The sequence below is a fragment of the Bradyrhizobium sp. USDA 4449 genome (assembly GCF_054056275.1).
Window position 1 is genome coordinate 192,016 of sequence record NZ_JBSRYD010000002.1, and the last position, 22,997, is coordinate 215,012.

Consider the following 22,997-nt stretch of genomic DNA (forward strand, 5'->3'; position numbering starts at 1 on the left):
GCATGTGGTTGGAGTAATGACCCTGGGCCCGGATCCTTCGCAACGTGGACGGACACGCCTGATACCTTGCGGACCTACGATAACGCTGGTCCGCACAGTGAGGCTGGTCATGGCGCTGGGCACCACCCCCGCGTACGCCGCTGACGTTAATTATCTGGCCCCGACAGGAATCCCCGCAAAGGAGTTTCCCGCACCTCGGCGTCCGGTTGCGCCGATCCCCAGCCTAAGCCGCTCCGCCGAGGAGCACCGCGACTTCCTGAATGAGGCCGGCGAGGTCGCACGTCTTCTTGAGCTGAAACCAGGCATGACAGTCGGCGATATTGGTGCAGGCAGCGGCTACTGCACGGTCCGTCTCTCATACCTCTTCAGCCCGAACGGTTATCGTCGCCCAGGATGTGATGCGGGATTACCTCATCGAGCTCAGGAGGCGAACGGAACGACTGGGGCTGAGATACGTTATATTTGTGATGGGCGAACCGCACGACCCCCGCCTGCCCGCTTCGTCGCTGGATGTCGCCATCCTTGGGCACATGTATCACGAGATAGCCCCAGCCCTATGCCTTCCTTTACAATCTCGCGCCCGCATTGAAGCCGGAATTGTCGACTTCGAGCGTCCCACCTCATGGCACGGCAGGTCGATTGAGCTGCTGCGTTGCGAATTGACCGCTGTTGGCTACGGTCAGATCGCCACGTATCAGCTTGGAGGCGGTGGCGGATATTTGGCGGTATTTGCTCCACCGCAAGAAGCGGGTCTCCGATGGACATACGTCACGAGCGTCGAGTAGATCGTCTGGACCTCGTCTTTCATCCGACCGACGACTGCCTGATTCGGGCCGGCGAAATGCTGAAAGACTATAGTCACCAGATAAGCTGACCAACCATCATTAAGCCGACCGGCGACCAATTGACCGTATCCGTTGGCGATCGTGCTCGGGCCGGTGAGAGTCCCTTGCCTTCCAGGATCTGTCTAACGGAGGGAGTCGGTGAGAAGCGAGGCCGGCGCATGGTTCGCGCGAACGGGACATTCCCCGCCAGTTCGGATCGCACGCTTCGAGTAACTCGATGTCTCTCCGGAGAGAGGGGCCCACGAACCGGCTACCCAGCCAGTCATGCAACTACTCCGCACGGCCGGTACAACGTCGGACCAAGGGGCCAAGACCGAGCGGGTTCGGCTGACGGCACTACCGATACGTTTCCAGCGAAATAGAGAAGCAAGGAAGGGTTGTAGCAGCAGCCATTTACCACAGGCGCCGTAAAGGCTCCTCGATATCTGCCTAGCACTTGATTCCCTGCGATGCCCTGATTTTGGGCCGCTATCGAACAGCGCTGCTGAAGACTCCACTTCAAACTGGTGGTAGAGTAATCATTCGCTTGGTTTGAGGAGGTGGCTGTGCCTTCTGGCCCAGACGTTTCAGTCGAGCCGATTATCGAGTTCGGTCGCCTCAGCCGAGCTGTGCTCGCCGCTGATGTAGTAGCGTATACGCGTCTCATGGAGACCAACGAGCTTCAAATTCATCGACGGTTTCGTCGCCTAAGGGTAGAAACTATCGATCCATGCATCCTTTACATGCGCGGGGAGATCGTCAAGAACACGGGCGATGGCTTTATCGCCATATTTGAAAGTCCATTGGACGCCCTAAAAGCAGCCGCAGAGTTGCAGCGCGAGATTAGATCCAGGGAAGCAGACCATCCGCCTGAACTCCAAATATCATTTCGGATGGGCATCCATTGGGATCCCGTGATTGTGGATCTGAATGATGTGTATGGCAGCGGAGTCAATATTGCCGCTCGGTTGCAAACCGCGGCCCCAGCTGGCGGAATTGTCCTCTCGTCAGCTATGCTCGACGAGATTGGTGATCAGAATGAATACGCTTTCGACGATTTGGGCGAACTTCGGTTTAAGAATCTAACACGGCCGATAGCCGCCTTTTCTGTTCGCTTGCCCGGTGTAGACCGCAGTGCAGCTGTGGGTTTTGCGTCGAAGGGTTCAAAGCGAGCAAGACTGCCATCGATCGGCGTACTGCCGTTCGCAAATCTCTCGCAAAACAATGACGACAACTATTTTGCTGAAGGTTTCGTCGACGACATTATCGCCACCTTGAGCAACCTTCGGGATCTACTAGTCGTCTCTCGTGGTTCAACTGTTAATTTTGTCCGGCGGTCTTTAGACCCATCCTTGGCAAGCGAGAAGCTCGGAGTGCGATATTTTCTAAACGGAAAGGTTAGGAGGACAGGAAACTCTATTCGTGTGTCAGTAGAGCTTACTGACTTGGCAGCTGGTTCAGTGATCTGGGCAGAGAAATATGATTCGAAGATCGACGATATCTTCGTTGTACAGGACGAGATTGCTTCTGCGATAGTAGAGCGCGTAGCTACCCACGTTCGTCGAGCTGAAGTTAGGCGTGCCATGCGTAAGCGGCCACAAAGCCTCAACGCATACGATCACCTGCTTCGAGCCCTTGAGCTGCTCTATAAGCTTGACTTCTCCAGTTTTTCGCGAGCGCGAACTCTTCTTGAAAGGGCACGTGAGGACGACAATACATATGCAGCGCCTTTTGCGTTCTCAGCGCATTGGCACTTGTTCAACATTGCAGAAGGCTGGTCTTCCGATCCTGCTGTCGAAATTGCAGAAGTTATGCACTTGTCAGACCTGGCGCTTGAGCGAGACCCCAGCAATGCACTCGCGCTTGCGCTGAAGGGACATGCCACGAGTATGTTCTTCCGCGACTACGATGCTGCGTTGGACTGCTTCGATCGTGCGCTTACTATTTCCCCCAATAACGCTTGGGCTTGGATGTTTAGCAGTGCGACTTATGGTTTCATCGGTAATGCTTTGAGCGGTATCGAGCGGGCAGAGCGGGCAATTCGTCTTTCGCCTCTCGATCAGCAAGCATTTGTAAGTTACGCTAGGCTCGCACAGAACCATTATCTCAACGAGGGCTACGAGGACGCCCTGCGATGGTCCCGTAAGGCTCTAAGTTTAAACCCTCGCTTTGGAAATGCGATCCGCATAGCAGCGGCGAGCCTACTCGCTCTCGGTCGCGATGAACAAGCCACGCAGATGGTCACACAACACAGCAAGGTGCTACCTCAATTCAAAGTCTCTCAATACGCAGCCCGTTGTCCATTTAAAGAACCCCAACGTTCTTTGTACTTGCAAAGATTGAGATCCGCCGGAATTCCCGATTAACTCTGGCGTGCCGCTCCGAAGTAATCTTTAACTCAGGAGGAAGCCATGCGCTTGCACATACTTGAAGGTGGCGGAGAGGGGGGCGGCGAAGGCGGAGGCGAGGGTGGCGGAGAAGGCGGCGGCAGCGCGGTTGGCGGCGCGTATGTCGGTGCACCGGCCCCCCAAGGTGCGCCCTTTCTACTCTTCGATCCGCTCGGCGGCACCATTTGCGAAAAAGATCTAAACTATGACGTTCATTTCCCATCTTCTGCGTGGCAGCCTGATCTGTTCGGCGTGATAGCACTTGCAGAATTTGGTGAGACGGATTGGCAGAAGAAGATTACGCATTCAGGTCCACCCACCGATCCCAAGATCATCTTCCATGAGATCGAACAGCTATTTGCTATGGCTCGAGACGAGCGGCCACGCTTGGTCAACGAGATTTTGGACCAGAATGCTAGACTCAGGGGATACTTCGCCCAAGTCCTGATGTTATCGTCGTGGTCGCACTCTGAAACACTCAAAGTAATTGAAATGGCGATGCGTGTAGCGCAGCTGGTTTCGATTTATTTCAAGCTGCGTTTCAAGCGGGCGCGACCTCAACAAGTGTGTCCAGCCTTGGTTCCTCTGATTAACTCCCCTTGGCACGCATCATTTCCGAGCGCTCATTCTTTGGAAAGTCACATGATAGCGTATTCGCTCGCGAAAATCAGACCACGCAGCGGACGTGAGCTAATTGCGCTAGCAGATCGCATTGGTCGAAATCGCGAAGTCGCCGGAGTCCACTATCCAACTGATACAGCCGCCGGAGTAGAAATTGCGAAACAAGCGTTTAAGCTTTTGATGACGTGCGGCAGCTTTAACGACGCGATCGAAAGAGCGCAGAGTGAGCCAGGCGGCTCAGGACATTAGAAATGGAAGCACGTCGGATGCAAATCGGGTCCGGCTAACCTATCAGCTTATTCTCGAGGTAACTCAAATGACATCAGTCGCGGGAGAAGGCGAACGCGCCTTAGGCTCGGTGTGTGATCCGATCAAACTAGGCTCAGTCCACGATTCAACCTGGAAGGCTCTAGATTTTCACCTTGAGTATCAAGAGAAGACCAATTGGTGCTGGGCGGCCTTAGCGGTCAGCGTTGCTAAGACTTACGTTTCATCAGGCAAGTACTCTCAATGCGAGATTGCAAACGGTGAACTCGGCAGGACGGACTGTTGCAAACAAGACAAGGATGAGCCGTGCAATGTATTTGGGTATCTTATGTCGTCGCTCAATCGTCTCGACCGCTTTGAACAATGGAATGTCCGACGACCTGAAAAGTCCGAGCGTTTAAGGCTTCAAGTGCGAGACGCGATTCAAGCTGAGATTCGAAGCGAGATAGACCAAGGTCGTCCCTTGTGCGCGCGCATTGCCTGGTTAGGGGGTGGCGAGCATTTCGTTGCGATCTACGGCTATGCTGGCGACACTGAGGTGGATGCAGTAGCTATCGCAGATCCATGGTGGGGCTTGTCAGACATAGATTGGAGCGACTTTCCCGCTCTTTACCGGATGGGGGCCGTCTATACGGACAGTTATCACACGAGGGCGCCATGACAGCTTACCTTTCAGCAAATTCGCAAGAAGCTAAGAAAGCTGCGCTAGATGGCATTCGAAAACGTGCCGCGACCAGAGGATTTCTTACGCCAAAGTTGAAGAAGGCAAAGCCAGACGCTCTTCAGCTATGTTGGGGGCACAGGCTCGGCTTTGTGCGGCTCAACGAAGTACCTAAGGACGGAAATATCAGAGCTGCCGCGAGGATTTCAGGATGGCGGTTCTTTGTTGTCGAGTCCGATGAGGCTATCGCAGCAGCACACGTTATGAGAGATGAGCATGGAGAACTCCGGCTATGCGAATTGAACGAGGGGCAGTTCGTCAGCGGCACTCTGGATGTTCTCAAAGACATTCTCGCTGATTTTAACGATGGCAGCAAAAACGGAACAAGATTGCCGTCTTTCGAGCTTTTACTTTTGATTGTTCCAGCACTTTGCTCGGTCAACTGGTGGGCGCAGTTCGAGGACCAAGCCAATGATTGGATTGCGCCCGTCAGCCCAACCCTTAGCCGTATCGAGTCAAAGCGTCTTTCGCCGAAAGAACTGCTTGGGGCTCTTAACGATGAGTACGAACATGCGGCGCAGGTTATGGAGACGTCCTAGCTAGGGCTCGACCAACGACAGAGCCGACGGTAGCAGTCAGACATGCATCCGCGACAGGCAGGCTTGGGCCGCGCACGCTTAGCGGTATATCGAACAGGACGCAGACGCCCAGCGTAAAGTTGTTCAGCAAATGTGAGGCGCACTTGAGGGTCGAGAGGCGGCGTTCCGATGAACCCCCGGGTAGCCGATTTAGGGTCCCCTGCAAAGGAGAGCCATCGAGCCACTGAGTATTTCCTCCAGAAGGAGCTAGAGTCCGCCCCGAAGAAGGACGGACAGATGAAGCGAGCACGGTTCACGGAAGAGCAAATTATTGCGGTGCTGAAGGAGCATGAGGCCGGGGCGAAGACGGCCGATCTGGCTCGCAAGCACGGGATCTCCGAGGCACGATCTACAATTGGAAGGCCAAATTCGGCGGCATGGACGTTTCCGAAGCGAAGCGGTTGAGGGCCCTGGAGGAGGAGAACGGAAAGCTGAAGAAGCTTCTGGCCGAACAGATGCTCGATGCAGCCGCACTCCGTGAGCTCCTTTCAAAAAAATGGTAGGGCCCGCCGCCAAGCGCGCTGCGGTCGCGCATCTGCAGGCCGTCGTGAGCCTGTCGGAGCGGCGGGCCTGCTCGATCGTGGGTGCGGATCGGAAGATGATCCGCTATCGCTCCAGCCGCCCGCAGGACGCAGTTCTGCGGGGCCGGTTGCGCGATCTCGCCAACGAGCGGCGGCGTTTCGGCTATCGCCGCCTGTTCGTCCTGCTGCGGCGCGAGGGCGAGCCATCGGGGATCGACCGGATCTACCGGCTTTATCGCGAGGAAGGGCTCACCGTCCGCAAGCGGCGGGCTCGCCGCAAGGCCGCGGGGAGCCGGGCCCCGATCCTAGTCGAGGCCTAGCCAAATGCCCGCTGGTCGTTGGACTTCGTCCACGACCAGTTCGCCAATGGCCGACGCTTCCGCATCCTCAACATCGTCGACGACGTCACCAAGGAATGCCTGGGCGCTATTCCGGACACGTCGATCTCGGGGCGGCGCGTGGCCCGCGAACTCACGGCAATCGTCGAGCGACGCCGCAAGCCAGGAATGATCGTGTCCGACCATGGCACCGAGTTCACCTGCAACGCCATGCTGGCTTGGTGCAAGGACGCAGCCATCGATTGGCACTTCATCGCACCGGGAAAGCCCATGCAGAATGGCTTCGTGTATAGACGGCCCCGCGGATGCAAGAGATTTCAGCAGCACTTTGGTTACCGGTCGGGTGCGTTCATGTATACGGCCTGTTAGTGCGACCGATGCCATGGCCGCTGGCCCTGATCGAGTTCGCGGATCGAGGCCTCATCAACGGGTCGCGCTTGTTGCGCTTAAAACTCTTCGGGCTTTCTCGATCCCCAGCTCCGCCGGTTTCCATCACGCTGTCATCTGCCCTCACTCCTTAGGGTGGCCAAAAAAAGCGCGGCAGCTCAGGCCGCGAGCTTAGGCCGATAGAACTCACCGGTCGTCATCATTGCCCAGATGATCCGAGCCAACTTGTTGGCGACAGCGACCGCAACAACCATGGGCCGACGCCGTTCAAGAAGGGCTTCGATCCAGCCAGCTCCGACCCGGGACCGGGCCTTTGGACACCGAACGACGTTGCGTGCCCCGATGACAAGCAAGTGCCTGAGATAGGAATCGCCCTGCTTTGTTATGCGGCCGAGCCTGTCCTTCCCGCCGGTGGAATTTTGTCTAGGCGTCAGGCCAAGCCAGGCCGCGAACTCCCGCCCGGAGCGGAAAATTGTCGCGTCCGGTACGGTCCCGGCGAGAGCTGTGGCCGTTATGGGACCGATCCCGGGGATCGAGGACAGCAACTTCGCCATCGGATTTACGCGCTGGATCTGAGCCAGCTCGCGCTCGATAGCCTCGACCTGCCGGTCCAATTCCTTCAGTTGGTTCACAAGGACGGCTAATGCGATCCGGGCGTGAGCCGGTAGCGTCAGTTCCTCGTCATCCAACACGTCCACCAGACCATCCACCCGTTGCCGGCCTTGCCCGACGATGATTCCGAACTCAGCAAAGTGAGCCCGAATGGCGCAGGCCGTCATGGTTCGTTGGCGGACCAATAAGCCTCTTGCACGATGAAGCATCAAGAAGCCCTGGTTCTCGCCGCTCTTGATGGGAACGAACCGCATATTGGGACGACTGACCGCTTCGCAGATCGCGGCCGCGTCAGCGGCGTCATTCTTGGCTCCTCTTCGTACGTAGGGTTTAACATAGGCCGGCGGGATCAATCTCACATCATGTCCAAACTGCCGAATCTCCCGCGCCCAGTCGTGAGCAGTCGCGCAGGCTTCGATGCCGACCAGGCAAGGTGCGAGCGAGGAGAAGAACGACACGATCTCGCCTCGCCGGAGGCGTTGGCGACCGGCCACTTGGCCTTGGCCATCAACTGCATGGATGTGAAATACGTGCTTCGAAATGTCCAACCCAATTGTCGCGAGTTCCATTGGTGAATTGCTCCTGTTACCGGGTTCGTCCATCGCCAGTATATCGCCGGCGCCGAGGAAGCGGGGCCGTCTTCCCCATCAACGGCCGGATGCGCGATGAGCTACTCAACGAGACTCTGTTCTTCGATCTCGATGATGCCCGCGCCAAAATCGCCAATTGGGTCGCCGACTACAATCTCCAGCGTCCCCACTCGTCGCTGAAATACCTGACCCCCGCGGCCTACGCCGCCCACCTCACCGCAACGGACGATCGGCTGCGCAACCCCGACCAGCTCCGCCGATCGTCCGTTGCTCCACCCGCGCCACTTGGCGTACAAACCCCCGAGACTCTAACTGCTGCTGGATGAAAATTCAGTGGCAGGTCAGGTAGTTTTTGCTTTGCGGGTCCACGGACGGACGCCTGCCTCGGGTCAATCGCGACGGTTTGGCCCGGTTTAAGTTAGGTCCGGTCTAGCTCTGACAGCCGACACAGCTGCGGCCGTGGGATGCGGCAGCGATGGGCCAATTCCAGACTAAACTCCGCACTACAAAAACCTACTCGATTACCTGGTCAGCACGGGCGACCAATCCAGCAGGGATTTCAAGGCCGAGCGTTTTTGCAGTTTTCAAGTTGATCGAGAGGACGAAGTTCGTTGGTTGGGAGACGGGGATATCCACTATCTTTGTGCCCTTGAGCACTTGGGCCACCGAGTTAGCCCACCGCTCCGGTATATCGCTGTCGACTTGCGTATAAGCCAGGAGGCCGTGACCGTTCTCGACAACGTCCGGATACCAACCTATGGACGGAAGCCGATATCTCAACGCTAACTCGGCGATAAGATATCGGTGGGTGAAATTGCCACCAAGCCCGTTAGCCATGAGTGCCTCGGCCGACTGCTGAGCCACAGTCTCAAATGCTTGATGGTAGTCCTCTTCGTCGACCCAATGGTCCATCGGGATGCCAATTATTGATACTCCTGATGCCCGGCCAGCCTCGACAACTGCGCGTCCCCAAACTCCTTCCCAATCGTAGCGATTTGAAAGGTAGGCAACACGTGATGCGGAGCTAACGGCCTGCCGCAGAATATCGAGGTGCTTCCCTTGCATCTCAATCCCCGCGTCCGCAGCGATTCCAGTAATGTTGCCCTCAGGCCGGTTAGGGTTACGCACAAATCCGGCGTCGAGCGATGGCATGTATGCAACAATCGGAATCGTGGATGTCTCTTTAGCGACCTTCGCTAAGAGTTGGTTGTCCCACGACACCATGATTACGTCGGGCTTTGCTTCGACCGCCTTGCGTGCGATCTCTGAATATCGTTCGGGCTGATCCTCCGCGCCATATATGTCTACGATCAGGTTTTTGCCCTCGCTGTAGCCAAGCTGCCGCAAGCGCTCAAGCAATCTCGCGAGAAAGGACGAAGGAGGCTTCGGGCGCTTCACATGGACGCAGTACACCACGCGATAGACCTTGGTTGGCTCAGCCGCCCGCAGCGCGCTCACCGTTGTCGTGGCCAACAATCCTGCAAGAAGATCGCGCCGTTGCATGTGACCCCCTCAAGGACCACGCTCGTGGGCTGAGAAGGTTAGCATTTTTTTTCACGCCGTCAGAGCGGTAAGATGAGGACGGCAGGTCGCCTTTGGGTCAAAATCGGGGCGGTCTAGCCCCCGCAAGGCGCTTCCGGTCTACACTCGACAGACGACACTTGGGACCAACCTCGGGGTAGGCAGCATCGGCCAAGAGCGGAAAAAATTGGCCCGGCGCTAGGCCTCGCCAAGCGCGTCATCTGTTCCGCGAGCCGCTACCGCTTGCCACGCTGGGACGCCTGGAAATCGAAGATGAGGATGAGGACGACGAGTAGGCGCATCTGAGCCCGGCCTGGTCCGAGCACCTCGCTCGGACGGGGAGCGCCTATCGTGATGATCAACTCGACTATGAGAGCGATCCGGGCGGCTCTGGTCGAGCGGCAGCATCCCCATCGGGCGTGCGCATGGCCAGCGCCGTGCGTATCATTCGGGCAAGATCCGACCTGAGATAGGGCTTCGCCAGCAGGAGGACACCCGGGTCGAGGCGCCCGTGATGCACGATGGCGTTGTCGGTATAGCCGGAGCTGAAGAGCACCTTGAGGCCGGGCCGCCGCCTCACGGCCTCGTCGGCGAGATGACGCCCGTTCATGAGGCCGGGCATGATTACGTCGGTGAACAGCAGATCGACGGCATCACCATGTTCGATGCGGGCCAGCGCTTCGGCGGCGTTACTCGCGAGGATCGCGGTATAGCCGAGGCTCCGCAGCTGAGCGCCAACGTAGTCGCGCACCAATGCTTCATCCTCGACCACCAGAATTGTTTCAGTTCCCCTCTCGACCTGCGTCACCGGCTGGGCACGCGCCTGCCCCTCATCGTGCTCCCCTGCCGGCGGCAGATAGATCCTAACAGTCGTTCCACATCCCTCCTCGCTGTAGATCTTGATGTGGCCGTTCGACTGCTTGACGAAGCCGTAGACCATGCTGAGGCCGAGCCCGGATCCCTTCCCGGCGTGCTTCGTGGTGAAGAACGGATCGAACACCTTGTCGCGGATCGCGGCGGGGATTCCTTGCCCGGTATCGCTAACGGCGATCATCACGTAAGGTCCCGGACGAACGTCGCCATTTGCACTCGCATAGTCCTCGTCAAGCTGGACGTTCTCGGTCTCCAGCATGAGCTTGCCGCCGGCCGGCATCGCATCTCGCGCATTTACGGCAAGATTGACGAGAGAGTTGCTCAGTTGGCTCGGATCGACCAGGGCGGCCCACACATCGTCCGCCAACATCGAAACGATCTCGACGTTGTCGCCGAGCATCGGCCGCAAAAGCCGGCCCACATCGATGACCAGCGCATTGACGTCCGTTCGGCGCGGCTGCAGCGGCTGCAAACGGGAGAAGGCGAGCAGCCGATGAGTGAGGTCCGCGCCGCGCTTGGCGGCTTCGTCGATCATTTTGGCGATGGCGGAAAGCTCTGGATTGCCGGCAACGCCGTCCTTCAGAATCTCTATGGTGCCAAGAATGACGGTGAGCATGTTGTTGAAGTCGTGCGCAACGCCTCCTGTGAGTTGGCCGACCGATTCCATTTTCTGGGCCTGCACCAGTTTCCGTTCCAGCTCGGCCTTGCTGTTCAATTCGTCCTGGGCCTGCACGAAGCTCGATCTCATCCTTTCGAGGGAGCGGGCCAGCGCATCGATCTCGTCGACCGACGATGCCACGTTGATCGGTCGAGAGAATTCCATGAGCCCGATGCGCTCACTTTCAGCCGACAACTGCTCGATCGGCCGGGCGATGCGCGTGCCGAACCATATCGCGGCAAACGACGCGATTGTTATGCAGCCGACGACAAGCGCTGCGCCAATCGCCAGCTTGCCCGCGCCCACCCATCCGAAATCCGCTGAGGGCGCGAGCGTTGCAATCCAGAAGGTTTGACCTGCAGGATGCACCGCATGGAACGATGCGAACCAGAGGTTTCCGCTTTCCTCGACCGGGATGATCTCGTTAGAAGGACGCCCGCGAGCCTGCCAGGCTCGGTATGACGCCGTTAGCGGCGCCACTCCGAGCGCGTCGACAGGCTTCAGCAATGCCTTCCTGACGGTCTCGCTCGTCCATCCCGGATGGCGCGGGAGACCGAGCGCCTCGCCGGCGTCGGTCAAAATCGCCGCCAGTCCGGAATTGGTGAAACGGACCTGCTGCGTGAAGCTCGTGATTTCACGGAGCCACACATCGCTGGTGATGGCGTAGCGATGGCCGTCCGGAGCGGTCCACCGCACCACCGCCGACAGGCCCGGCTCGCCGGACGAGACGAACCGATAGGCCGCCGTCCAATGGATATTGTCGTCCTTCGGCATCGCTGCGGCGGCCAGAAACCACGGACGCTTTCTGGCATCGTAGTCGGTCTTTCGCAGCTCGTCGCCGACCACCCGGTCGCTCTCATCGTAACTGATGAAGCGCCCGACGCCGCCGCGCACGTCCGGATCGGTGAGGCGGTTGAACCAGCGCCCGTTGGCTTCCGACGAGATCAGGATCTCGCGACCGTCGTCGCGCGCGATTGCGAACGAGGTGATGCCGCTGGTCCCTTTCAGGAGTGGGCGAAGCAGAGCGTTCGAGGCGTCGAGACGATCGACATCGATCAGTCCCTTGAGTCCCCATTCGCGTTCGAGGCGAGCGATCGCCTCGACCCTGACGAAGATCGTCTCGAAATCAGCGGTCACCTGGACGGCGGCACGGCGGCTCTCCGACGCCGCCAGCTCCTTCACCAGCGGCCGATAGAGCAAGACGTAGATGCCCATGGCGCAGATCAGCAAGGCCACGGTGACGAGCCCAACGCCTCCGAACACTAAGCTGCGCCGAATGGACCACTTGCGATCTATCTGACCCAGGTCGGGAACTTGTTCGGGCTGCAGCAAGCGATATCCCTGGTAAGAATCTTGATCGCCGGCACTGTAGGATTTCAGCGCCTTTGGGGGAACCAAGGAATGCAATCAAGCCGCCGGCTTTTGCTGCCGGTGGTCCTGTTACTAACCGCCGCTGCAAAAGACGGACCGCATGGAGTTCAAAAGCGTCGGATGGCCGCCGGTAGCCCTGTCCGGTCTGATCGCTCTGCCTCTGGATGGACATGGAAGGCGACCTGCTCCGTGAGACGATGCCGCTCGCCACTCTCATCCAGGTGGAAGAAGACGAGAATGAGGACGACGAAGAGGAGGTAGAAGATGACGAGGACGACGAGTAAGTCCGCTTAGCTAGCGGCCTGATCGGAGCGCTCAGCTCCGGCTCACCTGATGTCCGCTTTGCTGCCGGCAATGAAGCAAGAGCGGACATCGCTGGATGGCGCTGCTGTGAAGGGTTTCGGACGCCGGCCGCCCGAATACGCCGCGCCGTCAGTCATGCGGCCGGCATCCGAAACCCTTCACAATTCCTCACCTCGTCCGCGCGGGCGACCAATCCGGCGGGTATTTCGAGGCCGAGCATCCTTGCTGTTTTTAGATTGATCGCGAGGATGAATTTCGTCGGCGGAGAGACGGGGATATCCGCTATTTTGGTGCCATTGAGAACTTGGCCCACGGCATTAGCAAAGCGGTCCGTAAGATCGCTCAAGTCCGCCGCGTAAGAGAGGAGTCCGGGACCGTTCTCGACAATATCGGGAGACCAACCAATCGAGGGCAGTCGATATTTCAAGGCTAATTCAGCGATGAGTTTTCTGTGAGTGAAATTACCACCTAGCCCGTTAAACATGAGCGCGTCTGCGGACTGCTGGCCTATGGTCTCAAATGCTCGACGATAGTCCTCGTCCTCTACCCAATGGTCCATCGGTATGCCGATAATTGAAATGCCCGAACTGCGCCCAGCCTGGACAACCGCATGCCCCCAAGTCCCTTCCCAATCGTAGCGGTTTGAGAGATAGGCGATACGGGACGCAGATGGGACAGCTTGGCAGGATGTCGAGGTGTTTTCCCTGCATCTCCGTCCCGGCGTCAAAGGCGAAACCGGTGATATTGCCTTCCGGCCGAGCAGGGTTGCGCACAAATCCGGCGTCGAGCGATGGCATTTGCCAAAGAATCGGGATCGTGGATGTCTCTTTAGCGACCTGCGCTAGGAGCTGGTTGTCCCACGACACCACGATCACATCGGGCTTTGCCTGGACAGCCTTGCGTGCGATCTCCGCGTAGCGTTCTGGCCGATCCTCAGCGAAATATCCATCCGCGATCAAATTCTTACCTTCGATGTAACCGAGCTGGCGTAAGCGGTCGAATATGCGGATCGCAATGGGCCCCCGCGGCAACCGCTTGAAATGATTGCAAAACGCCAGCCGGTAGACCCTGTTTGGCTCGGCAGCTCGCACCGCGGTGGCCGTTGTCGTCGCCAACAATCCTGCAAGAAGGTCCCGCCGTCGCATGCGCCCCTCCCTCCACGGACCCACGCCTGTGGGATGAGAAGGTTAGCACTTTTTCGCGGCGCAAGAGCGATGACTAAGGACCGCAAGATCGGCTTCGGGTCAAAGGCTACCCTCGTCGACCAGCATGAACTTGGTCCGGTCACCTTTCGTAAGCGGACATACTTGCGCTCTGGGCTAACGTCAGCGACGGGCCGACAACGAAAGGAGGTCTGCAAGAGGTGACCGTCGGACATTGATTGCAACATCAATCCGCATCTATGCGTTAGTCGCGCCCAGGCACCGGCTTCGGCGTGATGGTCGCCGCCGGAAGCGGCGTGCGCGTCAACTCGGAAGACGCTAATGGCGTGAAATCTGGGCTCTGGTCGTTGCCGACCCGTATGCCGGAATAGGCGACGAGCCCGTCAGCGGTAGCGACCGCGTCGCCCGAGCGTAACGAGCCGTCCATCGCGAGATCGACTGACGCAAGACCGGCGGGATTGTGGCCGTTGCAGGTGCAATCGGCTCGCAGCGCCTTCCGATAGGCAAAGGCGTTTTCGCTATCGCCGTATCGTTCGCCGGTTGCGGTATAGGCTCTGTCGATGCTGGAGCCGAAGAACACTTTGGTGGGGCTTGCCGGACAGAAGGCTTGGCACATCTGCGCCGGCAACGCCGCGCCGCGCATCAGCGGAAAATATTTGCCGTCGCAGCTGCGCACGCAGAAAGCAGGTCCCGCGCTTACGACGACCGGCCGCGGCGGTGGTGATTGCGGATTGTTGTTAAAAGACGAGGTCTGCTGCTGTTGCTTCTGGCCGCCACCGAAAAAGAAATCAAGCAAGCCCTCGGCCGCACCCATTTCGGGCGTCAGCACCACGGGGCCAACGATGGCAACAGCAACAAGCATGTGGCGCAGCTTGCAGTGAAAGGACAATTCGGTACGCATCGCTTGCTCCACCGGACGCAAGGAACTCTCTTCAGTACTGAGGGCGTTGCGTCAAACGTGGATACGAAACGCGCTCTAAGCTGGGCGGAGAAGGGGAAATAAATAGGCGAGCGGGCGGCGCAAGCGCCACATTCCGGCCGTTATGGGACAAGGAGCCGTGATCCCACGGAGTTCGCGCCGCGTTAAAACCGACCGAAGTCCGGTGCGGGTCAAAGGCTGCCCTGGGCAGCAGCATGCTCTTGGTCGGGTCATCTCTTGGGGATCGGACATAGCAGCGCTGTGGGTGTGGACGGCTCCGGGTTGGCAAGAAGAATCTTCACGTCGCAGGATTGGTCGGAGCAGCCATGTGTTCGGCCTGTTTGTGCGATAATAACCGCTGGCCATAATGCCCTCCGCGGATCAGGTCCCTGGGCGCTGGCAAGATTCAGCCTCATGAGTTCGCTGATTCTTTCGTCGCGCCTAGCGCATTCAGCCAACAACTTGACAAAATCGTAATCCGTCGCGGCGCCGGCCCTGCTGAGAACACGCAACCACTGCGAAATGCGGTTCGCGCCCCGCCGAGTTGCAATTCAAATGGCGTTGCAAGATCTTGTTCTCGATTAAGATCCTTCTTCACGACCGCGGCTCCGCGGCCTTTTTATGAGGATGCGCAGCGTTTCCGAGCGTCGGCTCGATGCCGTGATCGATGAGCTTCTGAATGTCACTATCGCGCCAAGCGGTGATGCGCGGCCCGAGCTTCACCGGTCGGGAAAGCGACCGGACTTGACCCCGGCCCACCACGTCCTCCTCGCCAACGCCAATGGCCCATAGGGCCTAATAATTTCGCTAAGCCGCCACAGGGCTCGAGAGTTTGTGTCAGACATGCAGAACCTCACGCAATGTCGAATGCCGTGAGCGTCTGCTTTCCTTCGAACTAAAAACAGGGAGAATTAATGTGCCTGTTGTCTGAGCCCTATCGGCAAACCAGTTATGTTGGGTTCCCGTTGTGCTGATCGAGCGCCGGCAGGAATAGATCGCTGTAATGTCGCGCCAGGCGAATCATGGGGTGTCCGCCGCTCGTTTCTTCCATAGGTTCGATCTGTTTGGCGACATCGGATACAGCCTTCAGACTGACCCTCCACCTCCCCCCTCCTTATATTTAGTCTTGTAGGGGTCTTTCTCTCGCAAGGTCTTCAAAGCCTCCTTTCGGCTCCATCTCTTTTTGCTTGAAATGCTCCTCCCAAATTTGGATCAGGTCAAATCCTAGAGCCACCTTACGTTCTTTCGACCATTCCGGTGGACGGCCGCAAGCGGCGATATAGGTCCGGCAGAATATCTCAAGGAGAGTTCGCCAAAAGAAAGGGTCGTCGTGGCCGACTACGGGCGGCAAGCTCGGAGTCATCGTGCGCATCTTCAAGGAGCGGGTCTTGTTGTTGGCTGATGGCCCTAACCGCAACCGATGAAGACGTATCTGCGGCCCAGTCCCGAAACGCTGAACGAAAGCCATGGACCGTGAGGTGACGCCCAATCGGCGCAGCATCATCAAAAACACCATGTTCGACATCGGAGAGCTCAAGTCTCGTCCTGGGAAGATCGGACCTGAATCGCTGTTCAAGGCGCGGGCGGCGCGAAGTATCTCGACTGCGCGCGGCGCCAGCGGGACACGGTGTTCTCGTCCCGCTTTCATATGGCCGGCGGGGACTGCCCAAGTCGCCATTTCCAGGTCCACCTCACCCCACTGGGCTCTCTACACCTCGTTCGTTCGAGCAGCAGCAGTTAGGATCAGAAACTAAAGCCCTAGTCGCGCGAACTCGGCGGTAGGCGCCTCGGGGAGCCGCTTAACGAAGGCAGGTACGTCGGCGTAGGGGATCGCATCGAAGTGGCGGCGCTTCTCGTTCTGCCGAGGAAGCCGCATTCGGACGCCGTCGACTGGATTGTCGCCCTTGCGGTACCCAGCAGCCTTCGCCCAGTCCAGGACTGTTGCTATCCGTTGCCGGATGCGCCGCGCGGTTTCCGGCTTAGAAAGCCAGACTGGTGACAGCACCAGCAGCACGTCTGCTGTTTCGATGCTTTCAATTGCCTTCCAAGCTCTTCATCCACTGATCGGCATGCCCTTACCGTTTCTTCCAACCACCGCGGCGCTGTTCCATCGTGGATCTCGCGGCTTCCGCGAATGTTGGAATCTTCGCCCGGGCTGAGCGCTTGGCTTCGATGGGGTCCCCACCCTCTCTGGCCAGTTTTCGATACGCCAGTGCTTTTTGTCGCGCTTCAGCCAGGGAGACTAGGCGCAGACCGCCAAGGCCGATGTCGCGCCGTTTGCCTCGGACAACAGTTCGAAGGACCCATCGCTTTGCACCGGATGGATCGACGACGAGTACAAGCCGTTGCCATCACCATATCGGCCCGGCTGAGTCAGCTTGTTAATTCGCAGAGCAGATAGAGCCTTCTGTGGTTGCCGCCGGTCCATACCACATTCCATACCACATTCTGTTTGGGATTTTACAGGACGAAGGTGGACTGACGTGGATGGTCCCACAGCTTAGGTGACGGAAACTCAGCGCTAATTGGATTTTATTGAACCTAGTTGGACGCTAACGATAAGGACACTGTCGCCCCGCTGGGCCGAGGCGCGCCCGCATATCTCTACTCTATCCGAATACATAAGCCGCAGGGCTGAGCGCTCGCCTCTCAACTTCCTCCGGCTGGAGGGTGAGCTGTCATGTAGGACGTCGCAATGGTCAGAAGATGGACTGCAGCGGTGCCAAGCTGCTGCATGTCCTGATCGATCGTATATGTGCCCGCGGCGCGACGATATGCCATTGCTACAGTAGCGTAAGCATCCGTGATGAAAATGGCCGAATGGTCTTCCCCCGTCATTTCCACGACGGCTCCGGCGCTTCACTACCACGAGCGCAGCTTCAGCAGTGGCTCTGGCCATCTGTGCGTCCTCCGCAAGCGGATCAATGACGGGACGAACCGTTGCTTGCCGGACCCATCTGACGATAAGTAACTTCCTAGGAAGCGCTGCGTTCGGCCAACAACATATTGCCGATCCTCTCGGACTGCCTTCCGTCGCGGGTCAGCTTTGATCCAGTCAAACACGTTCGTCTCTCGCTCAAACAGAATTATCAAAGACCGCTCGTCGTCGAGCGTACATGGCTCGTGCCGTTGCTCAAGATCTACTTCGCTGTACATTCCGGCCAGCGCTCCTCCAGGGGCGTCCCGCTGCAAAACAGATCGTGATTTTTCCCATGAAGCGGGTGGGGCCAAAGCAACGGCGTCATTGGGCTACTACCTTGTGTCGTCATCTCGGCTGAATTTGTCGACGATTGTCCGCTCAGCCTGGAGCCAGAAATCCCAATCGCGCCCCGAAGGGCACCCACTCTGTTCCCAGAGCTCGTAAGCCTCGCCCTGATTTGTGGCCGCCGCGGCGCCGCAAAGAGCCGCTTAATCCTGCGCTAATCGCAATAGCCGCTGCACCGTGGTCTCATCTTTAATGTAGGCCGCAGCGCGTGTAGCCAGCTCAATATGATGCTTTAACTCCTGCTCGTTTTCCATGACCGCGACCTTTGCGGCTAGGCGGCTTTGCTCGAATTACGTTCGACCGTGAAAAGCGGTGCAACTATGAGCGCCTGGGCAAATCATGAGGCGGAGTTAGCGGACGGCCGCGCCGGATCAACTGGGTTAACCTGGAGGCCCGCCTCATTCCAGGGCTTCAATAATCTGCTTTCCCAAGAGCTTAGCTTCTTCAATTCCACATTGTGCGTCAGGATGTCCCTTGAAGAAATCCGCGATCGTCGTCGCAATGATCGTGTTTACTTGGTGTGGATCATCCATTTTACGGAATCGCTAATTTTAGTTGTCTCATGGAAGCGTGTTCTCGCGCGTCTCAAAAAGCACAGCGTCTGCCCAGCGACCGTCTGGCGCTCGCCGCTCGAAAGGCTCAACGGCGCCAAGCAGCTGGGTCGGCCTCTCAAGCGGCCTGCGAGGCGTTATCGTAAGCCAAAGAACGAAAGAATAGCCGCGACTACAACTATCAACCCTATCAGGTAAATGAGGCCGTTCATGGCATTTTCCTCCTTAATAGAAGGGCTGCAGATTTCTACGCTAGGGACGCGGGCTCTTTCTTGGAGCTGCAGTATTCAAGTGCCGCCACTCTTTCGAGTTCAACTTGCTTCGGTATGGCGGCATGAATTACCGATGTTGTCGGCAGTCCGAATCAAATCAGCATCGGAGATGCCGAAACGTTTCCGAACAGACTTCACCTGCTTCGCGTCGGCAAGATCGAGCGTCGTGCGGATAGGGCGAGACGGCTTTAGTCGCAACATAGCCGGCCTCCTGACTTGGTTAAGCGCGGGTAGGCCTTGTTTGTTCCATGGTTGCGCACTCGGGGATAGCGCCCCGAGCCTCATCCTGGTCGGCTCACAGAATGATTGTCTGGGCCTGCCGCCGGATATGCCACAACGCGATTTAGCGCGCTCACTGACCTCCAGGCTACGCGAGCGCATCTTATCAGCGATGGGTGCCTTTGTTTCGGACGAATGTCCGATCCTGCTCGTCTCAGCGTTGCTACTTCCAAATCCAAGTTTGCTCAGGTGGGCCGAATAATTTTGGCAACTTCCTCTCTGACGGGACCCCGTGACCACTCCTCGGCAGATCTCGCCATCTGCTTACTTACGATCACACAAATGCTCAACGCTCAGCTTGGTCGCTGCAAGGGTTGGATCGAAGAAGATGCCCGTTTTCGGCGATACAAGATCACCGAAGCCGGGATCGAAGCTATGAAGAGGAAAAATCCGATCCGTTAGGCAGCGTAAGCACAGGCTGAAGGAAACGATCGATGCAGGAGAGGAGTGCTGCTCAGCTCGAACTCCTTCTCGCCGATGCCGTCGGGTTTGATCCAAAAAACATCCTGATCAAACCTGTGGGGGACGTGGGCGACTTTCGTGCGGAGTTTGTAGGCCTCGTTCCTGGTGTCAGCAGTTATCGAGCAAGACTGGATATCGAGAACGCCTGCAAGCGTCTCAGAGCTCAGTTCATGCTCGATCAGGTAAAGGCTGCAGCGCCGCGCGCAGCCTGTACGCCGAGCGCGTTGCCGACTTATACTAAGTTTCATGTCGATGGACGAAATTTTCGATTTGAGAACAGGCTACCCGTACTGGCTTATGGTGGCCGGTACAGTTCTGGTGTTTCTTGGAGTGGTCGGGCTGGCGTTGAAACGCAGGCGCGGAGAGAAGGATTCGCCCGGCGATCCAAGTCCGCTAGCCGGGCCGCTCGGGCAATCTCGGGGGTCCGGACCCGTTGACGAGCGATCTGACTCGCCCACCGCGGAGAAAGTGCAGGCACCGCTTCGGAAACTCTGATGCTTCGCAGCATCCTCAGCCGATTGCGCAATAAGATTGCGCTAAATCCGGTGGCTTTGGTCCTTGATCTCTCGCAGTAGTTGCGATTGATTCACCCGCTTCATCTACAAGGAAATCACGGTTGGTAGGCTCGACCGAATTCTACCAAAATTTGGACGACCTGGGCGCCCCCCAACTCCATCTCTCCGGAAAGTAATAGTCAGTGGAACCTTCCGCCGCTTTTGCCGACTTTGCCTCATTGAGGGTGGAGGGAGAAAGGTGGAAACCCGTGTAACCCGGCACAACCTTCGCGCGGCTTTGGTCCCGGTCGGGGTTTTGAGCATCTGTTGACACGCTGGACCTCCTCTGGATCCCAGATGCCTAGCAGCGATTACTGGGAAATGCTGTAACTGAGGTACTACATTCACGGGGAAACAGCGCATTCGCCCTGTTTGTTTCACGCCCGTAGCATAACGTGAATTGTCGTCCCGAGCCTGCAGCAATAATGGTCGAACCATGTTTGCAGGCCTGTTGGTTACGGCAGGAGTGGGCGTGTTGGCTTTAGCCTTCACCTTTACCGCCGCGTTGTATATCGACGCGCGCGCCAATCGCTCGCGACAATAGATTGTGCGCCGCTCTCAGTCCGACATGGCCGACGATTGAGTAAAACGCCGAGCATCGTAGACAAGGCTCCCAACTACCGCTAATGGCCGAGACCAATCCCTAGGGACAGTGCCTTCTGACATAGCGAACCTCGCTTCGCCTGGTCATCTTCGCGATTTTGACGACCGGCGTCCGCGTCTTGGAGTGAGCCTTCAATTCTTTGATGTCTTCCCTTCGTCCACTAAAGCGTAAGCGCTGTTCAGTGACCACCTGCGATCTGCGAGTCTGCGGTTCGGTTTGGACCGTTAGGCTTAGAATGGACACAGTGCATACTGCTATCACGGAGCCAGTGCGGCGGCTTGAGGTCTTCACCGGAGCCGGTCGTCGGCGGAAGTGGAGCGACGAGGACAAGGCGCGGATCGTCGCGGAGATCGTGGCGAGTGGCGACTCGGTGTGTTCCGTGGCTCGAGCGGCACCATCACGATTTTGCGGGCTTCGGCGGATTTGTTGGATCTGTTGCTCATGGTTTTTTCCTTGCGGCGGGGGGTTGTGCGCGGCAAAGAGCCGCCATAACCCCAGCCCTCGTGGGCGAGCAGCGAGGTGTGCAAGGGCAAGGGCTGAAGCAACTTTTTTGGGGGGACCGCGCGCGGAGCGCGTGGGGGAGCCAAAACCGGCGGGCCTGCCGTTGCGCCGCGCCGAGGGGCCGCGCCCCTAAGCTCTGGCCGCGGGGGCGGCGAAAAACGCCCGGTAAATCAAAATGCCGTGCGTAGCGCCCAAGGAGCGGGATTTCTAGGACCGCCGGGAGAGTGGTAGGGGCGGCGCACCACGTGGTGCTGAAATCGACACTATGAGTGGCGGGACATTCGCGCAGAATGGCGGGCCACTAGCCACCTTCTTGAGGCTCGATGAATGCGAATTATTCCTGCCAATCCAGATGTCGCGGACACAGCGCCGACTGGTACAGCCGCCCTGACCCCTTACGACCATGAACACGCCGTCACGTATCTGCGTCTGCTGGATGCCGACGCGGCGGGGGCCGATTGGCGCGAGGTGGCGCAGCTCGTGTTGCACATTGATCCCAAGCGCGAACCCACCCGCGCCCGCCGGGCTTTTGAAAGTCATCTCGAACGCGCCAAATGGATGACCGAGCACGGTTACAGGCTGCGGTTGCGCGGCTGGCCAGCTTCTAACTAAAGTAGCCAGCGGCGTCATGCCGTTGTGCGGCTGCGCCAGTGGCCGGGGACCGTGGCAGCGGCGTACACCAGAAGCTAAAGCTTGTGGTAAGTAACGTGCGCCGTCGCAAATGGGATGCCAGCACGGCCAGCACGGCCCCGGACTATGCAAGCTTGTTCATCGATTCCATAAAACCAATCGTCGAAATTCAACTTGAACGATTTGCCGTCCCCTTGCGGTGTATCGCGCGTGTATTTCCAATGGAATGCGCAACCGGCTTGCTCCCCAATGGCTTCACCTTCCAGTCGATTTTCCAGGCCCGTGTACTTGCCCTCTTCACCTTTTCGGATCGTCCAATGCAGAGTGTCGCTATGACCATCGTCAAATGTATATGCCTCGATGAAAAGCACTGTATCAGTCTCCGCATCTAGTTCGCCGTGACCAGCAATCGTTGCGCGCTTCAGTAGTCCACCAACTAGACTTTCGAGCACTGCCCAACCTTCTAGCCGCCCGATGAAAAAACGTTCAGGGAGAAACAGCGGCGTTGTTCCTCTAAAAGCAGCGATCGCCATACGTAAACCCTTCGAAATGCATCTAGTAAACCAAATCTCCTTTCTGCCAATGGTTCCTACTTGGCTCTCCGGCACATGCTCCGCTCGGGGCGCTCAACAATCCACAGCCCGTCCTTCAAACTACTAATACCGCCCGTCGCCGCTTGGCGCCGGTGCGGTCGCCATCGGACTGGCGCCCGACGCCGACAATTCGGCAATGTTCGCCAGCAGCTTGCGCCGGTCACCAAGCCAGACGCCCAGCTCCTTCAGGTCGCGATCGGTGAGCTGGCCGAGCACCGAAACGTCGATGTCGTTCTCGGCGAACCGCGTCGCGTATTCGAGCATCCCGACGGTCGTCAGCCATTCGGCAATCGAAGTACGTGGTTGTGTATTGAGTGGATCGCGTAGCCGAGCTCTACCCAATGGATGCTCATCAAATCCAGAAATTCGACCGGAGCGACTCTCGGCTTACGCTGAGCCCACGATGACGGAGTTACTCTCGATAGGCTTGATCGCCAGGGTTGGTGCTGCTCACCACAACGCAACGAAATCGCAGCCGCCCGACCGAGCGCTGCATGCCGCCTGGAGGTTTGTTTGAGTAAGTCGACCGCCGCTTTCCTGTTGAACTGTCCTCTCCCAATCGACCTAATGCTGGCTTTCGGGCCGCACGTCGGACAGCACCAGGATGCCCGCTTGTGACCCGGAGACGTCGG

Annotated in this window: 18 protein-coding genes and 4 pseudogenes; 8 read left to right on the forward strand and 14 right to left on the reverse strand. The window is 58.0% G+C overall.

Features of this window, described 5'->3' with window-relative positions; all coding sequences use genetic code 11:
* The first annotated feature begins 1,453 nt into the window (after positions 1 to 1,453).
* The 5 genes and pseudogenes from ACVIIW_RS36885 to ACVIIW_RS36905 all read left to right on the forward strand — a co-directional run.
* Positions 1,454 to 3,190, forward strand: a complete 1,737-nt coding sequence (locus tag ACVIIW_RS36885) for an adenylate/guanylate cyclase domain-containing protein (RefSeq protein WP_456705548.1) — start codon at positions 1,454 to 1,456, stop codon at positions 3,188 to 3,190.
* Positions 3,191 to 3,235: 45 nt separating this feature from the next.
* Complete coding sequence (locus tag ACVIIW_RS36890) at positions 3,236 to 4,081, forward strand: phosphatase PAP2 family protein (RefSeq protein WP_456705521.1); 846 nt, start codon at positions 3,236 to 3,238, stop codon at positions 4,079 to 4,081.
* Positions 4,082 to 4,148: 67 nt separating this feature from the next.
* Positions 4,149 to 4,760: a papain-like cysteine protease family protein gene (locus ACVIIW_RS36895; RefSeq protein WP_456705522.1), complete on the forward strand. Its 612-nt coding sequence runs from the start codon at positions 4,149 to 4,151 to the stop codon at positions 4,758 to 4,760.
* A complete protein-coding gene (locus ACVIIW_RS36900; RefSeq protein WP_456705523.1) occupies positions 4,757 to 5,359 on the forward strand; it encodes a hypothetical protein in 603 nt (200 codons plus the stop codon). The genes ACVIIW_RS36895 and ACVIIW_RS36900 overlap by 4 nt, the downstream gene beginning before the upstream one ends.
* A gap of 276 nt (positions 5,360 to 5,635) precedes the next feature.
* Positions 5,636 to 6,545 (forward strand): annotated as a pseudogene (locus tag ACVIIW_RS36905) (IS3 family transposase); the annotation flags it as partial.
* Positions 6,546 to 6,802: 257 nt separating this feature from the next.
* On the opposite strand, the gene ACVIIW_RS36910 reads toward ACVIIW_RS36905, so the two are convergent.
* Positions 6,803 to 7,825: an IS110 family RNA-guided transposase gene (locus tag ACVIIW_RS36910; RefSeq protein ID WP_456705524.1), complete on the reverse strand. Its 1,023-nt coding sequence runs from the start codon at positions 7,823 to 7,825 to the stop codon at positions 6,803 to 6,805.
* A gap of 68 nt (positions 7,826 to 7,893) precedes the next feature.
* Between ACVIIW_RS36910 and ACVIIW_RS36915 the strand changes: the two are divergent.
* A pseudogene (locus ACVIIW_RS36915) lies at positions 7,894 to 8,172 on the forward strand (integrase core domain-containing protein); the annotation flags it as partial.
* Between the two features lie 187 nt (positions 8,173 to 8,359).
* On the opposite strand, the gene ACVIIW_RS36920 reads toward ACVIIW_RS36915, so the two are convergent.
* The 11 genes and pseudogenes from ACVIIW_RS36920 to ACVIIW_RS36970 form a co-directional block, all read right to left on the reverse strand.
* Positions 8,360 to 9,349: an ABC transporter substrate-binding protein gene (locus ACVIIW_RS36920; protein WP_456705525.1), complete on the reverse strand. Its 990-nt coding sequence runs from the start codon at positions 9,347 to 9,349 to the stop codon at positions 8,360 to 8,362.
* A 385-nt stretch (positions 9,350 to 9,734) separates the two neighbouring features.
* Positions 9,735 to 11,792, reverse strand: coding sequence for an ATP-binding protein (locus ACVIIW_RS36925; RefSeq protein WP_456705526.1), 2,058 nt, complete (start codon positions 11,790 to 11,792; stop codon positions 9,735 to 9,737).
* Positions 11,793 to 12,705: 913 nt separating this feature from the next.
* Positions 12,706 to 13,056 (reverse strand): ABC transporter substrate binding protein, encoded by a 351-nt coding sequence (locus ACVIIW_RS36930; protein ID WP_456705527.1) that lies wholly within the window; start codon positions 13,054 to 13,056, stop codon positions 12,706 to 12,708.
* A 31-nt stretch (positions 13,057 to 13,087) separates the two neighbouring features.
* Positions 13,088 to 13,717: an ABC transporter substrate binding protein gene (locus tag ACVIIW_RS36935; RefSeq protein ID WP_456705528.1), complete on the reverse strand. Its 630-nt coding sequence runs from the start codon at positions 13,715 to 13,717 to the stop codon at positions 13,088 to 13,090.
* A gap of 262 nt (positions 13,718 to 13,979) precedes the next feature.
* Positions 13,980 to 14,636, reverse strand: coding sequence for a DUF2865 domain-containing protein (locus ACVIIW_RS36940; protein WP_456705529.1), 657 nt, complete (start codon positions 14,634 to 14,636; stop codon positions 13,980 to 13,982).
* Positions 14,637 to 15,774: 1,138 nt separating this feature from the next.
* Complete coding sequence (locus ACVIIW_RS36945) at positions 15,775 to 16,179, reverse strand: hypothetical protein (RefSeq protein ID WP_456705530.1); 405 nt, start codon at positions 16,177 to 16,179, stop codon at positions 15,775 to 15,777.
* Positions 16,180 to 16,404: 225 nt separating this feature from the next.
* Complete coding sequence (locus ACVIIW_RS36950; RefSeq protein WP_456705531.1) at positions 16,405 to 16,668, reverse strand: phage integrase central domain-containing protein; 264 nt, start codon at positions 16,666 to 16,668, stop codon at positions 16,405 to 16,407.
* Positions 16,669 to 16,729: 61 nt separating this feature from the next.
* A pseudogene (locus ACVIIW_RS36955) lies at positions 16,730 to 16,939 on the reverse strand (integrase arm-type DNA-binding domain-containing protein); the annotation flags it as partial.
* 967 nt (positions 16,940 to 17,906) lie between these two features.
* A pseudogene (locus ACVIIW_RS36960) lies at positions 17,907 to 18,008 on the reverse strand (DUF2934 domain-containing protein); the annotation flags it as partial.
* Between the two features lie 309 nt (positions 18,009 to 18,317).
* A complete protein-coding gene (locus ACVIIW_RS36965) occupies positions 18,318 to 18,452 on the reverse strand; it encodes a hypothetical protein (RefSeq protein ID WP_456705532.1) in 135 nt (44 codons plus the stop codon).
* A gap of 329 nt (positions 18,453 to 18,781) precedes the next feature.
* Positions 18,782 to 18,943, reverse strand: coding sequence for a hypothetical protein (locus ACVIIW_RS36970; protein WP_456705533.1), 162 nt, complete (start codon positions 18,941 to 18,943; stop codon positions 18,782 to 18,784).
* Between the two features lie 1,933 nt (positions 18,944 to 20,876).
* On the opposite strand from ACVIIW_RS36970, the gene ACVIIW_RS36975 reads away from it, so the two are divergent.
* Both ACVIIW_RS36975 and ACVIIW_RS36980 read left to right on the forward strand, forming a co-directional pair.
* Positions 20,877 to 21,275 carry a transposase gene (locus ACVIIW_RS36975; protein ID WP_456705534.1) on the forward strand — a complete coding sequence of 133 codons (399 nt, stop codon included), beginning with the start codon at positions 20,877 to 20,879 and terminating at the stop codon, positions 21,273 to 21,275.
* Positions 21,276 to 21,469: 194 nt separating this feature from the next.
* Positions 21,470 to 21,754 carry a DNA -binding domain-containing protein gene (locus tag ACVIIW_RS36980; RefSeq protein WP_456705535.1) on the forward strand — a complete coding sequence of 95 codons (285 nt, stop codon included), beginning with the start codon at positions 21,470 to 21,472 and terminating at the stop codon, positions 21,752 to 21,754.
* Positions 21,755 to 21,828: 74 nt separating this feature from the next.
* Here ACVIIW_RS36980 and ACVIIW_RS36985 read toward each other — a convergent pair whose 3' ends face one another.
* Both ACVIIW_RS36985 and ACVIIW_RS36990 read right to left on the reverse strand, forming a co-directional pair.
* Positions 21,829 to 22,305: a DUF3833 family protein gene (locus tag ACVIIW_RS36985; RefSeq protein WP_456705536.1), complete on the reverse strand. Its 477-nt coding sequence runs from the start codon at positions 22,303 to 22,305 to the stop codon at positions 21,829 to 21,831.
* Positions 22,306 to 22,428: 123 nt separating this feature from the next.
* Positions 22,429 to 22,707, reverse strand: coding sequence for an SAM domain-containing protein (locus ACVIIW_RS36990; protein ID WP_456705537.1), 279 nt, complete (start codon positions 22,705 to 22,707; stop codon positions 22,429 to 22,431).
* Between the last annotated feature and the right edge of the window lie 290 nt (positions 22,708 to 22,997).

What these genes read in the sequence shown, in the direction of transcription:
- ACVIIW_RS36965 (WP_456705532.1), bottom strand. Translation starts at nt 18,452, where the DNA reads ATGGATGATCCACACCAAGTAAACACGATCATTGCGACGACGATCGCG.
- ACVIIW_RS36930 (WP_456705527.1), bottom strand. Translation starts at nt 13,056, where the DNA reads ATGTTTAACGGGCTAGGTGGTAATTTCACTCACAGAAAACTCATCGCT.
- ACVIIW_RS36945 (WP_456705530.1), bottom strand. Translation starts at nt 16,179, where the DNA reads ATGTCGAACATGGTGTTTTTGATGATGCTGCGCCGATTGGGCGTCACC.
- ACVIIW_RS36935 (WP_456705528.1), bottom strand. Translation starts at nt 13,717, where the DNA reads ATGCGACGGCGGGACCTTCTTGCAGGATTGTTGGCGACGACAACGGCC.
- ACVIIW_RS36900 (WP_456705523.1), top strand. Translation starts at nt 4,757, where the DNA reads ATGACAGCTTACCTTTCAGCAAATTCGCAAGAAGCTAAGAAAGCTGCG.
- ACVIIW_RS36940 (WP_456705529.1), bottom strand. Translation starts at nt 14,636, where the DNA reads ATGCGTACCGAATTGTCCTTTCACTGCAAGCTGCGCCACATGCTTGTT.
- ACVIIW_RS36970 (WP_456705533.1), bottom strand. Translation starts at nt 18,943, where the DNA reads ATGTTGCGACTAAAGCCGTCTCGCCCTATCCGCACGACGCTCGATCTT.
- ACVIIW_RS36920 (WP_456705525.1), bottom strand. Translation starts at nt 9,349, where the DNA reads ATGCAACGGCGCGATCTTCTTGCAGGATTGTTGGCCACGACAACGGTG.
- ACVIIW_RS36895 (WP_456705522.1), top strand. Translation starts at nt 4,149, where the DNA reads ATGACATCAGTCGCGGGAGAAGGCGAACGCGCCTTAGGCTCGGTGTGT.
- ACVIIW_RS36980 (WP_456705535.1), top strand. Translation starts at nt 21,470, where the DNA reads ATGCGAATTATTCCTGCCAATCCAGATGTCGCGGACACAGCGCCGACT.
- ACVIIW_RS36975 (WP_456705534.1), top strand. Translation starts at nt 20,877, where the DNA reads ATGGACACAGTGCATACTGCTATCACGGAGCCAGTGCGGCGGCTTGAG.
- ACVIIW_RS36910 (WP_456705524.1), bottom strand. Translation starts at nt 7,825, where the DNA reads ATGGAACTCGCGACAATTGGGTTGGACATTTCGAAGCACGTATTTCAC.
- ACVIIW_RS36985 (WP_456705536.1), bottom strand. Translation starts at nt 22,305, where the DNA reads ATGGCGATCGCTGCTTTTAGAGGAACAACGCCGCTGTTTCTCCCTGAA.
- ACVIIW_RS36890 (WP_456705521.1), top strand. Translation starts at nt 3,236, where the DNA reads ATGCGCTTGCACATACTTGAAGGTGGCGGAGAGGGGGGCGGCGAAGGC.